This window comes from Bradyrhizobium liaoningense, from assembly GCF_018130785.1.
GTDB lineage: Bacteria > Pseudomonadota > Alphaproteobacteria > Rhizobiales > Xanthobacteraceae > Bradyrhizobium > Bradyrhizobium liaoningense_A.
This window is the reverse complement of sequence record NZ_JAFCJT010000025.1, coordinates 20,045-34,127: the sequence shown is the minus strand read 5'-3', so window position 1 is coordinate 34,127 and position 14,083 is coordinate 20,045. Positions and strand designations below refer to the sequence as shown.

Below are 14,083 nucleotides of genomic sequence, written 5' to 3'. Positions count from 1 at the left end.
TCGATCATGTCGATTGGCGTCAACGCTGGCTCTTCGGATATCGAACCGCCGAGCCGACCACCACCTTCGCGAAATCATCCAGCTTCGATCAAAACTCCTTGAGCAGACGCGACAATTCCCGCTTCACCCCCACATTGCTGGGCGTGCAGCAGTTCGCCAGATTTCTCGGGGCCGGACGAGGTGCCGGCCTTCGACGTTGCGCGATCGTGATTTGCGCACTGGTGCCGTGCTCTCTCAAGGTCTCTCCCACACCGTCGCAGTCGCCGCCCGCCTTGGTGTCGGTCCGCAAGGATGAGCCCATCACGCCCATTCCGGCGCCGCCGGCAATCGACCCGCTGAAGGTCAAGCTCGGCGAACGGCTGTTCTCCGATCGCAGGCTCTCGCACGACAATTCACGCAGTTGCGCATCCTGTCACGATATCGCGACGAACGGCGCGAGCCCGAGGTCGCACGATGTCGGCCCCGACGGAGCGGAGATCGCACTCAATACGCTCACCGTCTTCAACGCGACGCTCAGCTTCCGCTTCGGCTGGGAAGGAAAATTGCGCAACATCGAATCCGATACCAAGTCGTCGCTGGAAAGCCCGCGCATCATGGCGAGCAGCTCGGTCGAGATCGCAGAGAAGCTCAATGCCGATCCCGACATGCGCGAGAAGTTCTTCGCGGCCTACGGCCGTGGCCCGGAGCACGGCGATGTCGTCGACGCGCTCGCAAGCTTCCAGCGCACGCTGGTCACGCCAGGCAGCAAGTTCGATCGCTGGCTGGCGGGTGACGCCGCGGCGCTGTCGGACGACGAGCTGGACGGCTACAAATTGTTCAAATCGCTGGGCTGCGTGTCCTGCCATCAGGGCGTCAATGTCGGCGGCAATCTGTTCCAGCGCCACGGCATATTCCACCCGCTCGCTTCGCCCGAGCCCAAAATTCTGCGCGTGCCGAGCCTGCGCAACGTCGCGACCACGCCGCCGTACTTCCATGACGGCAGCGCGCCCACGCTCGATGACGCGGTTCGCAAGATGGCCTTTGCCCAATTGAACGCGACGCTGACGGAGCAGCAGGTCAAGGCGATCGTCGCCTTTCTGAACAGCCTGACCGGCACCTATCGCGGCGCGATTGTCGGAGGCCCGCCATGAGATTTGCCCCCGCCGTGATCGGCGTAACCTGTGTGCTGGCCCTGCTGCTCTGGCTGTTGCTGAACGGGCTGAACTTCAATTCGGTGCGTTATGACCGTCAGCTCCAGGCGCTTGGCGATTTCACCCGGTTCGAACGCGGGATGACCAGGGAAGTGCTGACTGCGCGCGCCGGCCTGTCGCGCAACTATGACAAGCTGGTGCAGATGACCGATGCCTATGACGACGCCCTGACGCGGCTGCGCGAAACGCCGGGTCTCAACGCCGAAGAGACCAGGGCCATCGATGTCCTGTCGGCGCGTGCCCTCCGGCAAGAGGACCTGATCGAACGGTTCAAGAGCCGCAACGCATTGCTCCAGAACTCCTTTGCTTATTTCGGTCTGTTCAGCGACAAGCTGGCCGAGTCGGATCAGCGCTCGCTGGTTACGGCCGCATCCGCATTGGCGGCAGCCATGCTGCGCCTGACGCTCGATACGTCTGACGTCGTGGCGGGCCAGGTCCAGGATCGATTGGAAGAGCTGGCGCTCGCGCAAACGCCGCCGCAGGACATGGATTCGGTCCGCGCGTTGCTGATGCACGGGCAGATGCTGCATGACCTTCTGCCCGACATCGACACGATCCTGAAGACGCTCGTCGCCGAATCGAACAACCGCGAGCAGGATGCCGTATTGGCATTGATTACCAGGCGTCAGCTCGCCTCGCGGGCATCGGCGCGCCGGGTGCGCCTGTTGCAGTTCATGACGTCGCTGCTTTTGCTCTGCGGCGTCGTCTATTTCGGATTGCTGTTGCGCAGGCGGGCGATCGCGCTGCGCCGCCGTGCGGCGTTCGAGCACGTCATGGCCGGCATCTCGATGCGGTTCATCGATTCAAGTCGCGAGAGGATCACTGCTGATGTCGAGACCGCGCTGCAACAGCTCGCCGGATGCATCGGTGCCGATCGCGCCTATTTCGTCGGCGCGACCGAGACGACGACAAGCACCTATCGGTGGTCCCGCGACGGGATCGCATTCGAGCCGGGTTGGCCGGATCGCGCGCTGAGCCTCGCGCCACGCTTCGACGGTGGCGAAGGCGGTATCGTTTATATCCCCAAGGTCAAGGCCATCCATCCCGACGACACGATGAACCTGCTCGAGGACGCCGGCGTGGGCGGCTGGCTGTGCGTGACGGCGGCCTGGGGACATCGCGATGAAATCCTCGGCTTCGATACCGTGCCTGCCGGGGCGCTCGAATACTGGTCCGAAGTCTCGTTGTTTCGCATGGCTTTCGACGCGATCGGCAACGCGATCCGCCGGGTGCGGCTCGAAGGCGAGAAGGAGCGCTTGCAAGCGAGCCTGCAACAGGCCCGCCGCATGGAAACCCTCGGCACCTTTGCCAGCGGTATCGCCCACAACTTCAACAATATCGTCGGTGCGATCCTGGGCTATGCCGAGATCGCCGAAGCGCGGATCCGATCGGGAGGCCGGCCGGCCGGCAGCCTTGCGGAGATCCGCCGTGCCGGCGAGAGGGCGCGCGAACTGGTCGAACAGATTCTCGGCTTCGGGCGGCGCGGCGAGGGCAGGCGGGAGCGTGTCTGCGTCAGGACCCTGATCGACGAAACCAGATCGCTGCTGGCGGCTTCGTTGCCTTCGCACATCAAATTCGCGGTGAATGACACGGCCGAGCAGGCCACCGTGATGGGTGAGCCCGCGCAGTTGCAGCAGGTGATCCTGAATCTTTGCAACAATGCGGCGCAGGCGATGAGGGAGCCGGGTTTTATCGAACTCCGCATCACGGTGCGCGATCTTCAACAGCCATTGCCGATCGGACGCAACGAGGTCGGCCCCGGCCGCTTCACCATTATTTCGGTCATCGATCCGGGGGCGGGAATGGACGAGGCGACGCTGGAGCGGATCTTCGAGCCCTTCTTCACGACGCGCCCGGACGGCAACGGCATGGGGCTCGCAACGGTTCGGGAGATCGCGGAGCAATATGGCGGCGCCGTCGCCGTGCAGAGCGAGCCGGATGCGGGCACGCGCTTCGACGTCTGGCTGCCATCCGGCGAGTGCGACGAGCCGGAGCCGGTTCAGCACAGCGCCGATCTGGCGTTCCGTGGCGCGGGCGAGACGGTGCTGGTGCTTGACACCGACCGCCGCCGCCTGTTGCGCCATGAGGAAATCCTCGCGGCGCTGGGTTATGAGCCGGTTGGATTCACCAGGCTGGCGGAGGCGATCGCTGCCTGCCGCGCCGCGCAATCCCGTTTCGACGCGGCGCTGGTCTGTCACCTGCCCGGAGGCTCCTCGATCGATCTGGCGGCGGCATTGCACGATGCGGCACCTGGCTTGCCGATCATTCTGGCGAGCCCCTCGACGCGCGAGCTGGCGGTGCCGTCGCTGGAGACGTCCGGCATCACCGAGCTCGTTCATCACCCGCTGATGTCGGGGGAACTCGCCGGCGTCCTGGCGCGGAGCGTCGCTTCGTCGGCCGCGCGCCGGCGAGTAAGGCGAGCCGCCGCGGCGCGGTAGCTCCTTGGCGCACGACATTCGGCGATCGGCGGTTGCAGCGGTAACGCGATGTCGCCGCGGGCGAAATGGTCGAGTAGCCGGGACCTCCTATCCATCGCATGCGCATCGTCGCAACATCACCGCGATAGGAGAATGATGATGTCAATCAGACTTGGCGTGACCGTCGTCGCAGCTACGTTTCTGTTCGGATCGGTTTCCAGCCTCAGGGCTGCCGGAGGCGCGGGCGCGCCTGTGACCATGTCCTCGCCTGGCACTGTGGACGCAATGAAGTTCGCGGACCTGTCCCGGCAGGCTCCCATTGGTCACCGGCAGCCGCGGCGCAGCGACGTGCCTGGGGCGGCGCAAGCCTCGCCCGAAGACGCGGAGCTGCAACGGCTCGACAAGGAGATCGACCGCAGATTGATCATCTGCCGTGGCTGCTGATGGCCGGCGAAGGTCATGGATCACGCGCGCCGCAAGGCGCGCGTTCGCCGCTCCCTATCCCTCGTATTGATCCGGCCCCATCGCCCAGAGCGTCTGGTCGTGGCCGAACGCATAGTTGCGGTTATTCAGTGCCGGATTGCGATTGACCATCGGCCGCATGAACATCGGATGGGTCGCGCTGCGCACCTCGTGCTCGACCGTGAACAGATGCTTGCCGCTGTCGAGATCGACGATGTCGCAGAAACGGTACTGGTACTGGTTGTCCTCGCGCGAGATCAGGTCGCGCGCCAGAAGTTTTCGGTAGGGGCCGGAGAAGTCGGTGATGTACATCTGCACATGGTGGCCGTCGTAGTCGCCCTGGGGCCGATCGGTCTCGCGGAACAACAGATATTGATCACGGCCGGTCTTCACGGCGGCGACCTGGCCGTCGCCGTTTCGCAAGCTCGCGGGCATGCCCATGATCTCGGGGTAGAAGGCGCAAATCGCCTTTGTGGTGCCTTCGGGCACGTCGAACTCGACATAGGGGATGCCGAGCGCGATGCGCCCGAAGCGCGCAGCGTCCGGCTCGTAGCAGCGCAGACGGTTGCCCCACGGACAAATCGCCTCGACATGATCGTTGTGCTCGGCGAATGCGAACGCCGTGCCCTCGAGCTTCTTCGCAACCGACGCCAGCCGCGCCAGCAGCGCTTCGCGGCCCTCGATGACCAGCCCGGTATGGCCGCGCAGAACCTGCGGCCTGCCGCTCGGCAGGTGAAACTGGCTCCGTCCGGCATTGATCCACATGTTGGTGTCGGACACCATCAGATAGGGATCGCGGGTCAGCCCAAGCCCCGTAACGTAAAACAGGGTGGCGAGGCGCTGGTCCGGGACCTGGATGTTGACGTGCTCGAAATGGATCGCGTTGCCGAGATCTTCTGCGGATCGATCGAATTGTTGCGGCATGGATGTGCTCTGGCTGGGGGACGAACGGGGCAATACTAGAGCAGAATTTCCGCCAGCCGAAACTGTTCGCCGATCACATCTTGGGGGCAGGGGCATGATGTCCTCTGCCGCCTTGCCGTGGCGGCCAGTCCCTGTAATCTGACGAGAACATATGAATATGGGAAGGGATCGATGCAGGGAGTTCTGGAGGGCGTGCGCGTCCTCGATTTCGGGCGCTATATCGCAGGGCCCTATTGCGCGACCTTGCTGGCCGAATTCGGCGCCGAGGTCATTCGCGTTGAAAAGCGCGACGGCAGCGAGGACCGTTTCGTGGCGCCGGTCGGCGAGGGCGGCGAAGGCGCGCTGTTCCTGCAGGTCAACCGCAACAAGAAGTGTATCACACTCGATCCGATGAAGCCGGAAGGGCAGGAGGTGATGCGCCGCCTGATTGCGACCGCGGACGTCGTCGTCGCCAATCTGCCACCGCAGACCCTGCGCGCGATGAAGCTCGATTACGACTCGCTGAAGGCGATCAAGCCCGACATCATCCTGACAACCGCCACCGCATTCGGCGGGCCGGGGCCCTGGTCCGACCGCGTCGGCTTCGATGGCGTCGGCCAGGTCATGTCGGGCTCGGTGTACATGACCGGCGCCGGCGATCCGCCGTATCGGGCCGCGGTGAACTGGGTCGATTTCGGAACGGCGCTGCATTGCGCGTTCGGGACTCTCGCCGCGCTGATCGAGCGCGGCAAATCCGGACGCGGCCAGATCGTCGAGGGCGCGCTGCTCGCAACCGCGCTGTCCTTCACCAATGCCACGCTGATCGAGCAGGCCGTCATCAACGTCAACCGCGTGCCGACGGGCAATCTCGGCCAGACCGCAGCACCTGCCGACATCTACCGCACCAGGGACGGCTGGGTGCTGTGCCAGGTCACGGGACATCCGCTGTTCAAGCGCTGGGCGAAGCTGATGGGTGAGGAGGAGCAGTGGCTGAACGATCCGCGCTTTGCCGACGACATCAGCCGCGGCAACAACGGCCCCGTCATCAGCGAGCGGATGGCGCGCTGGTGCGCCGAGCGCACCACGCAGGAGGCTGTCGACACTTTGGGCAAGGCAATGATTCCGACCGGACCGGTGCTGAGCCCGCAGCAAGCGCTGGACCATCCGCACATTCGCGCCGCCGGCTTCTTGCAGGAGGTCGATTATCCCGGCCTGCCGAAACACGCACCGGTCGCCCGCGCCGCCGTCCGTCTGTCGGAAACGCCAGGCGAGATCGCATCGCGTCCGCCTACGCTCGGCGAGCATACGGATATTGTTCTGGCCGAGCTCGGTTACGACAAGGCAGCGATCGCGGCGCTTCGGCAAGGCGGCATCATCTAGGGATACGCGCCCGGCGGTCAGCGTCCTGTGTTGGGAACGCAAGCCGGCGCTCGCTGTTCCTATTGTCAGGCCGGACAGGGAGCATCGAAATGGTCGAGGAACGCTTTGCCACATTGCTGGGCCTTGCCGCCATGGACGTGTGGGGCGAGATGCCGCGGGACGTCCAGGAGGCGCTGTTCGAGACGGCGATGAAAGGCCATGCCGAGGATCGTGAAGCCCTGGCCCGGCTGCTGCACGACCGCCATCCGCGCACGGCGCACCCGGCCAGACCGAACTGAGGTGTGGACGGCAGATACCTGGGAGAGAATTCAAATGGCGAAGCCGACGGAGGCCCGCATCCAGACCCGCGCGCATCAGCTCTGGGAGCTGGCAGGTAAACCCGAAGGACGGCAGGAGGAGTTCTGGCACGAAGCGGAGCGAGAGCTTTCAGCCGATCCTGCCCTCAATACCGAAGAAGCCTCCGAGACGTTCACGGAGTAATTTTCCGGTTTGCCTGATGTGCCGCGCCTCGAAGCCCCACCGCTTTAGGAACGGTCGATCCCTTGCGCGATTAGACAGGCAATCTTTGCGAGAGGCGGCAAACGTCATTCCCCGCGGAAATGCTCGCGAGGCAACATCGCAAAATCGCGGAACCCGGCTCCGTCAGGCATTGGCCGGCCAGATCGGAAGGAGATGTCATGCTTACAAGATCAATGCTGGTTGGCGCGATGCTGGCCGTCAGCTCGACCATCGCTTTAGGCGGTCCCTGCAACACCGCCAACCGCGACGCCGGTTCGGGACCTGTTACGACCGGCCAGGCCAACGCGACCGCGGGAAGCACGTCGTCAAACGCCAAGGAGCATCCGCCGACGTCAACCATGAACAAGGCCAGCGACAACACGGCGACCTCGTCGCAGGACGCCCAGCGCCAGATGCAGGGGCAGCCGACGGCCGCCGAGCAACCGAAGTCGACGACCGCTACCGCCGACAAGGATTGCTGAGTCATCAGCGGAGCGCGAGAGGGGCAATGTCTGCTGCCTCTCGTGCTCCCGAACTTGAGAGCGCTTCAGGATAGAAGCTGATGAATGATGCAAAGTCGCCGGACAGCCAAATTCGGCGGGCAGTTCACCTCTGCATCGACATGCAGAACATCTTTGCGTCCGGCGGTCTCTGGGAAACACCTTGGATGGAGAAGGTCCTGCCGGCGATTGCCTCGATCGTCTCCCGCCATCAGGCCAGAACGATCTTCACGCGCTTCATCACACCGCAGGATCCGGAAGACCGTCCCGGCCAGTGGCAGGCCTATTTTCAACGCTGGCGTCAGGCAACGCGCAGCCATCTTCCGCCATCCGCCCTCGATCTCGTGCCGGCGCTGGCGCGCCATGTTCCTCCAGCCCGCGTCGTCGACAAGCCGGCCTATTCAGCGTTCAGCAACCCGGGTCTGGCGGGCCTGCTGGCTGATAAGAGCGTCGGCACGGTGGTGATGTCAGGCGCGGAAACCGATGTCTGCGTCCTCTCGACGGTCCTGAGCGCCGTCGATCTCGGCTTCAAGGTCGTGATCGTCGAGGACGCGCTGTGCAGCTCGTCCGATGTCGGCCACGATGCGCTCATGACGATGTACCGCACCCGTTTTCATGGTCAGGTCGATCTCGTGACCGCGGAAGAGCTGGCGGAGTTCTGGCGAGAATAGAGATCTCCTGATCCCGCCTGCGCGAGCTTAGGAACCGCGCACAGCAACTCGGGTTGGTCGTTGCACCGATTTGCAGAGGAGCCAGGATGACGGAACCGGACGTTCGCAAAGGGATGCCGCCCGTCCGGCTGTCGCGCGAGGCGTTCGAGAGCCGCTACAGAAGCCGGTTCGTCGATCCGGTCTTTACGCCGCTCAAGCCGGAGCTTGACGCCATCGTCGGCGCCGCCTGGGATGCCTACAGTCATTCGCGCAAAGCGCCGGTGACGCGGAAGGCGGGGGAAGGCTTCGCCGATCCCGATTACGACCTCGCCGTCGACTGGCTCGGCGCGCGCGCCGCGATTCTGGAGGCGCAACGGCGACACGACGACGCCGACGGGGCGCTGCGCATCCTCATCATCAACGGCTCGGCCCGCAGCGAACACACTTGTCCCGGCGAGATGTCCAAGACCTGGCGCCTGGTCAAGCTGGCCGAGCCCGTCTTCGTGGAGATGGGCTATGCCGTCGACATCCTCGATCTCTCCCGCCTGACCTCGGAGTTCGGCAAGGCAATCCATCCCTGCAAATCGTGCGTCTCCACCGCCATGCCGCTCTGCCATTGGCCGTGCAGCTGCTATCCGAACCATTCGCTGGGCCAGACCGGCGACTGGATGAACGAGATCTATCCGCTCTGGGTCGCGGCCCACGGCATCCTGATCGTGACGCCGGTGAACTGGTATCATGTCCCTGGCGGTCTCAAGGCGATGATGGACCGCCTCGTCTGCGCCGACGGCGGCAATCCCGATCCGACCTCGACGCACGGCAAGAAGGCCGATGAAGCCAAGGCGATGGAGCTGAAGGGCTGGTCCTATCCGCGCCATCTCGCCGGCCGCCATTTCGGCCTCGTCGTTCACGGCGACAGTGTCGGGGCCGAGGGCGTGCGTCGCGCCCTGTCCGATTGGCTGACCGACATGCACCTGGTCTCGGCGGGCCGCTTCGGCGAGCTCGACGGTTATGTCGGCTACATGGAGCAATATGCGACCGCTCATCGCGACCTCGACGAGGACCACGAGTTTCAGCGGGAGGTGCTGAATGTGGCACGCGCGCTCGGCAACGCTATCCGGCTGGCCCGGAGTGGGCGGCTCGACGAGCCCGGCGACGGCCTTGAAGATCCAAATCCAAAATGACAGCCTGAAAGGAGATCAGATGCTGGAAGAGAAGCTCAGGGAAGCCATCATCGGCGAACTCAAGCGTCAGGCCGCCAACCGGCCGCAAACGCTGAAGGTCGAAGGCTCTTCGGAAGCGCTGGTCGTCAATGGAAAGATCGATCTTGCCGATCTCGTCATGGTGATCGCGGGCTCCGTTGCCGGCGGCCCCTAGCTCGCCTCACAAGGACAGGAGCGGAGCAATGTATGCGCTGTTCGAAGGCAACAAGCAGATCGGTGATCCCTTTCCCACCGAGAAGGAGGTTTGGGAGGCCGCATTGATCGAGGGGCTGGTGACCGACGTTCCGGTCGCAGACGAGGAGGGCGGCCAGCTTCTTCCCCAGGGATATCACGTCGCGCGGGTGGAGGAGACCTGCGAGCCGCGACCGGACTGGAAGCTGCCGCGCGAAATCTCGTAAGTCTTTCGCACCCGCGCCGGCAACATGCTGCGCAGTCGTGGCGCGTGAACGGACGCGCGCGAGCCCAAGCCCATGCCGGGAGATTTCCGTTGAGGACTCCGGTGGTCGTCAATACCATGGCAAGGTATTGATCAAACGAGCATTCGACCGAAATGGCGGGGATGGTGGCAGGTTCAAAGAGAGCGCGTGGAGGCAGCGGCCGCGTCAAGCTCGAGGAGGTCGCCCGCAAGGCCAATGTCTCGACCGCGACCGTCTCGCGCGCCTTCAACGAACCCGACAAGGTGTCCGAAGAGGTCAGGCAGCGGGTCAAGGACGCCGCACGCGCGCTGAACTGGATTCCCAATGCTGCCGGACGGGCGCTGGCCTCGCGCCGGACGCATATCGCCGGCGCCATCATCCCGACCCTGGACGACGAGATCTTTGCCCATCAGATCAGCGGCATGCAGACCGTCTTCAGCGAACGCGGCTTCACGCTGTTCCTGGGCTGCTCGAACTATGATCCGGACGAGGGCCTGAGGCAGGCCGAAGCGATGCTGGCGCGAGGTGTGGAAGCACTCGCCGTGGTCGGTGAAAACCATCCCCCCGAGCTTTTTGACGCGCTCAACTCGCGCGGCATTCCCTATGTCGTGACATACTCCTACAACAAGCTGTCGCCGCATCCGTGCATCGGCTTTGACAATCGCGCCGCGTTCAGCCGCATGACGGAGCATCTGCTGTCGCTCGGCCATCGCCGGTTTGCCGCCATCTTCCAACCGGACACCAACAACGACCGCGTGAAGGAAAGGCTTCGCGGCATCAGCGAGACGCTCGCGGCTGCGGGTTTGGAAATTGCGGCGCAGGATCTGATGATGGGTCCCTCGACGCTGGAGTTCGGCGCCACCAGTTTTGCAGGATTGATGACGCAAGCGATCGACGTTCGGCCGACCGCGATTGTCTGCGGCAACGACAATCTGGCGCTCGGTGCGTTGATGGCCGCGCGGGAGCGCGGCCTGGACGCGCCCGGGGATTTTTCAATCACCGGCTTCGATGATCTTGCGATTTCATCGCGCTTTTCTCCCAGGCTCACGACGATGAAGGTCGACAATCAAGAGATCGGTGTCCTGGCGGCCAACGAGCTCCTCGCCGTGATCGCGCGCCGGCAAGTGCAGGCGCAGTCCCGGGAAGTCGTGCCTGTTCTGAAAATCCGCGAGAGCGCAGGTGACGCCAGGGGCGGCTGATCCCTCGGACAGGGGCCGTCTCTTCGATAGCGCGCTTGGTCCTGCCAAGAGGGCTATTGCCCTCCCAAAGGGCTGCTTGACTCCGGAGATGTAAGCGCTTACATGAGCCCGTTTTTAACGCCATGAGAGCAACCGGCGGGCCCTCGCCGGGATGGGACGGAGAGGAAACAACAATGCGCGATAGCCTTTTGCGATGGGCCAGAAACTGTTCGATGGCGGTTTCGCTGCTCTTGCCGATGATGGGAACGGCGAGCCCCGCAGCCGCCGAGGAAAAGCTCGTCGTCTGGTGGAACAAGGGCTACTACAAGGCCGAGGAAGACGCGCTGCTCGACGTCATCAAGAAGTTCGAGGCCAAGACCGGGGTCAAGGTCGAGCTGTCGCAATATGCGACGCAGGACATGATGCCGAAGCTGGTGGCGGCGCTCGATGCCGGCAGTCCGCCCGACGTCACCTATGCGGACACCTATCATTTCCAGGGCGCCGCCAAGTGGGCCTCTGAAGGCAAGCTGGTCGATCTCGGCTCCGTCCTCGCGCCGATCAAGGGCGAGTTCTCGCCGGCGTCGCTCGAAACGGTCATGCTGTACAACCACAAGACCAAGGCGAAGGCCTATTACGCCTTCCCGTTGAAGCAGGCGACGCTGCATCTGCACTATTGGAAGGACATGCTCGAAGAGGGCGGTCTCAAGGACACCGACATCCCGAAGGACTGGAAGGGCTTCTGGTCGTTCTGGTGCGACAAGGCGCAGCCGGCGGTGCGCAAGGCATCCGGCAAGCGCATCTACGGCATCGGTCATCCGATGGGCGTCGACGCCACCGACAGCTTCATCTCGTTCCTGGTGTTCATGGACGCCTACAACGTCGTGCTCGTGGACGACAACGGCAAGCTCCTGGTCGACGATCCCAAGGTGAAGGCGGGTCTCGTCGCCGCCATGAAGGACTATGTCGAGATCGCCGCGAAAGGCTGCACGCCGCAATCGGCGACGAGCTGGAAGGACCCGGACAACAACGTCGCCTTCCACAACAAGACGACGATCATGACGCACAATTCGACGGTTTCGCTCCCCGGCAAATGGCTGGACGATGCCAACAACGAGACGCTCACCGCCGAGCAGCGCGACGAGGCGAAAAAGAATTATTACGACCGCATCCGCACCATGGTCTGGCCCAACAAGCCGGATGGCACGCCGGTCCACACCCGCGCCTCCGTGGTGATCGGCCTGATCTTCGAGCAGGCCAAGAACAAGGAGCGCGCCAAGGAGTTCGTCTCGTTCCTGCTGCGCGATGAAAACCTCCAGCCCTATATCGAAGGCGCGCTCGGCCGCTGGTTCCCGGTCAAGACGGCGGCACAGAAGTCCGCCTTCTGGGACGGCGACGTCCATCGCCGCGCCGTGCGCGACCAGTTCTTCGCCGGAGTCGGCGGCTACGAGATGAGCAAGAACTACAAGTTCACCACCCTCAACAACGAGAACGTCTGGATGAAGGCCGTGAACGCCATCGTCACCAACAAGGTGCCGGTCGACAAGGCCGTCGACGACATGATCGCACGCATCAAGGAAGTGGCCGGCAACTGATCGCCAGCCGCAACAGCTACGCTCACGCGTTGCAAGACGCGTGAGCGGCAGGCTCCTGCCTGTCACCGAATTCAACGTCTTGGGAGCCGATTTGTGACTGCAACCATCAAGGGCATCATTCCGGTGATGCTGACGCCGTTCACCGAAGCCGACGCGATCGATTATGCCGGCCTCGAAAATCTCATCGAATGGTACATTGCCAATGGCGCGGATGCGCTGTTCGCCGTCGCCCAGTCGAGCGAGATGCAGTTCTTGAGCCTCGAGGAGCGCGTCGCACTGGCGCGTTTCGTCGTGCGGCAGGCAGCGGGCCGGGTGCCTGTCATCGCATCGGGCCACGTCAGTGAATCACGCGAGGATCAAGTGACCGAGCTGACCTCCATCGCCGCAACCGGCGTGGACGGGTTGGTGCTGGTGACGAACCGGTTCGATCCGAAGGGGCAGGGCGGCACGGTCTTCATGGACAATCTGCGCGGACTGCTCGATGCGCTGCCCGCCGCTCTTCCGCTCGGCCTCTACGAATGTCCCGCGCCGTTCCGCCGGCTCCTGTCCGACGACGAGCTGGCGTTCTGCGCCGAGAGCGGACGTTTCGCGATCCTCAAGGACGTATCCTGCGACCTCGAGACCGTGAAACGCCGCGTGGCGCTGACGAAAAACTCCTCGCTCGCTGTCGTCAATGCCAACGCGGCGATCGCCTTTGACGCCATGAGGTGTGGCTCCGCCGGCTTCACCGGGGTGTTCACCAACTTCCATCCCGATCTCTACAAATGGCTGTTGACCGACAGCGCGCGGCATCCGGCGCTGGCGGACGATCTCTCCGTCTATCTCGCCCTCGCGGCGATGGCCGAGCCGATGGGATATCCCAAGCTCGCCAAACTGTACCATCAGAGGCTCGGCACGTTCGCGTGCGTCCGCAGCCGTGCCGTCGACTTCGACATCCGTGAGCGCTTCTGGGCGCTCGATGCTTTGCTCGACAAGATCATGCAGGGGCAACAGATCTTCCGCGCCAGGATCGCGGCCGCGCGCTGATCGCCCGCTGCCGCTCTCGAAGTTGTGAGCGCGCTCGCCGAGCGGCGGCTGATCCGATCGGGCGCTCCGTTTTCCGGAGCAATTTCAGGCGCCTGGGAGAGGCATTCATCTGACTGAAGTTGCTCCCGCCTCAACAGACGACGCCCTTCCGTGCGCGGCGGCCGGATTCATATCTCGCGCGCCCTTGAACGAGCAATCGGTTCCCACATACGCTCGCACATCATTCACACGCCGCGAGCGGCGGGTGAGGCGAGTGTTGCCGGTTGCGAGCGAGCACCATGGGCACGTCCTTCAGAATCGCGATCTCTGTTTTTGTCCTGTCGTGTCTTGTCGGGCCGCACGCGGCCTCGGCTCACGCCATCATCGTGTCGTCCGCGCCGGCGGCGGGTGCCACCGTATCGGGCAATGCGGTGGCGATCCGCCTGCACTTCAACAGCCGGATCGATCATGCCCGCTCCAAGCTGACCTTGTTCGCGCCGAACGGTGTGTCGCAAGCGGTGACGCCGGCCGCCGATGCGCCCGTTGACGAGCTCGATGCCGATGCGGCGCATCTGTCGAGCGGTGCGTGGCGCCTGCGCTGGCAGGTATTGAGCGTCGACGGGCACATCACGCGCGGCGACATTCCGTTCAACGTTCGCTGACGCCGCT

Annotated in this window: 16 protein-coding genes; 15 read left to right on the top strand and 1 reads right to left on the bottom strand. The window is 64.0% G+C overall.

The annotated features are described in order from the left end of the window. Positions 1-98: 98 nt before the first annotated feature. The 3 genes from JQ627_RS32410 (at position 99) to JQ627_RS32400 (ending at position 4,051) form a co-directional block, all read left to right on the top strand. Positions 99-1,130: a cytochrome-c peroxidase gene (locus JQ627_RS32410; RefSeq protein ID WP_249143571.1), complete on the top strand. Its 1,032-nt coding sequence runs from the start codon at positions 99-101 to the stop codon at positions 1,128-1,130. Next, the gene (locus JQ627_RS32405; RefSeq protein ID WP_212488426.1) at positions 1,127-3,628 is read left to right on the top strand and encodes a two-component system VirA-like sensor kinase; all 2,502 of its coding nucleotides are present in this window, start codon (positions 1,127-1,129) and stop codon (positions 3,626-3,628) included. The genes JQ627_RS32410 and JQ627_RS32405 overlap by 4 nt, the downstream gene beginning before the upstream one ends. A 138-nt stretch (positions 3,629-3,766) precedes the next feature. Further along, positions 3,767-4,051 carry a hypothetical protein gene (locus JQ627_RS32400; protein ID WP_212488425.1) on the top strand — a complete coding sequence of 95 codons (285 nt, stop codon included), beginning with the start codon at positions 3,767-3,769 and terminating at the stop codon, positions 4,049-4,051. A gap of 54 nt (positions 4,052-4,105) precedes the next feature. Here JQ627_RS32400 and JQ627_RS32395 read toward each other — a convergent pair whose 3' ends face one another. After that, positions 4,106-4,993: a VOC family protein gene (locus JQ627_RS32395; RefSeq protein WP_212488424.1), complete on the bottom strand. Its 888-nt coding sequence runs from the start codon at positions 4,991-4,993 to the stop codon at positions 4,106-4,108. Positions 4,994-5,164: 171 nt separating this feature from the next. On the opposite strand from JQ627_RS32395, the gene JQ627_RS32390 reads away from it, so the two are divergent. From JQ627_RS32390 to JQ627_RS32335, 12 genes are all read left to right on the top strand, one after another. Continuing rightward, on the top strand, positions 5,165-6,352 hold the full coding sequence (locus tag JQ627_RS32390; protein ID WP_212488423.1) for a CaiB/BaiF CoA-transferase family protein: 1,188 nt from the start codon (positions 5,165-5,167) through the stop codon (positions 6,350-6,352). An 89-nt stretch (positions 6,353-6,441) separates the two neighbouring features. Further along, a complete protein-coding gene (locus tag JQ627_RS32385; RefSeq protein ID WP_212488422.1) occupies positions 6,442-6,630 on the top strand; it encodes a hypothetical protein in 189 nt (62 codons plus the stop codon). Between the two features lie 34 nt (positions 6,631-6,664). Further along, positions 6,665-6,832 (top strand): DUF2934 domain-containing protein, encoded by a 168-nt coding sequence (locus tag JQ627_RS32380; RefSeq protein WP_212488421.1) that lies wholly within the window; start codon positions 6,665-6,667, stop codon positions 6,830-6,832. Between the two features lie 197 nt (positions 6,833-7,029). Next, positions 7,030-7,332 carry a hypothetical protein gene (locus JQ627_RS32375; RefSeq protein ID WP_212488420.1) on the top strand — a complete coding sequence of 101 codons (303 nt, stop codon included), beginning with the start codon at positions 7,030-7,032 and terminating at the stop codon, positions 7,330-7,332. Between the two features lie 80 nt (positions 7,333-7,412). Continuing rightward, positions 7,413-8,021 carry a cysteine hydrolase family protein gene (locus tag JQ627_RS32370; protein ID WP_212488419.1) on the top strand — a complete coding sequence of 203 codons (609 nt, stop codon included), beginning with the start codon at positions 7,413-7,415 and terminating at the stop codon, positions 8,019-8,021. Between the two features lie 86 nt (positions 8,022-8,107). Then, a complete protein-coding gene (locus JQ627_RS32365) occupies positions 8,108-9,184 on the top strand; it encodes a flavodoxin family protein (protein ID WP_212488418.1) in 1,077 nt (358 codons plus the stop codon). A gap of 19 nt (positions 9,185-9,203) precedes the next feature. Continuing rightward, entirely contained in the window at positions 9,204-9,377 is a 174-nt protein-coding gene (locus JQ627_RS32360; protein WP_212488417.1) for a hypothetical protein, read from the top strand. Positions 9,378-9,405: 28 nt separating this feature from the next. Further along, positions 9,406-9,621 carry a hypothetical protein gene (locus JQ627_RS32355; protein WP_212488416.1) on the top strand — a complete coding sequence of 72 codons (216 nt, stop codon included), beginning with the start codon at positions 9,406-9,408 and terminating at the stop codon, positions 9,619-9,621. Positions 9,622-9,782: 161 nt separating this feature from the next. After that, on the top strand, positions 9,783-10,838 hold the full coding sequence (locus JQ627_RS32350; RefSeq protein ID WP_249143570.1) for a LacI family DNA-binding transcriptional regulator: 1,056 nt from the start codon (positions 9,783-9,785) through the stop codon (positions 10,836-10,838). Between the two features lie 212 nt (positions 10,839-11,050). Continuing rightward, positions 11,051-12,409 (top strand): ABC transporter substrate-binding protein, encoded by a 1,359-nt coding sequence (locus JQ627_RS32345; RefSeq protein ID WP_212488414.1) that lies wholly within the window; start codon positions 11,051-11,053, stop codon positions 12,407-12,409. A 93-nt stretch (positions 12,410-12,502) separates the two neighbouring features. Then, positions 12,503-13,435 carry a dihydrodipicolinate synthase family protein gene (locus tag JQ627_RS32340; protein ID WP_212488413.1) on the top strand — a complete coding sequence of 311 codons (933 nt, stop codon included), beginning with the start codon at positions 12,503-12,505 and terminating at the stop codon, positions 13,433-13,435. Between the two features lie 278 nt (positions 13,436-13,713). Next, positions 13,714-14,076: a copper resistance CopC family protein gene (locus JQ627_RS32335; RefSeq protein ID WP_212488412.1), complete on the top strand. Its 363-nt coding sequence runs from the start codon at positions 13,714-13,716 to the stop codon at positions 14,074-14,076. Positions 14,077-14,083: the final 7 nt, after the last annotated feature.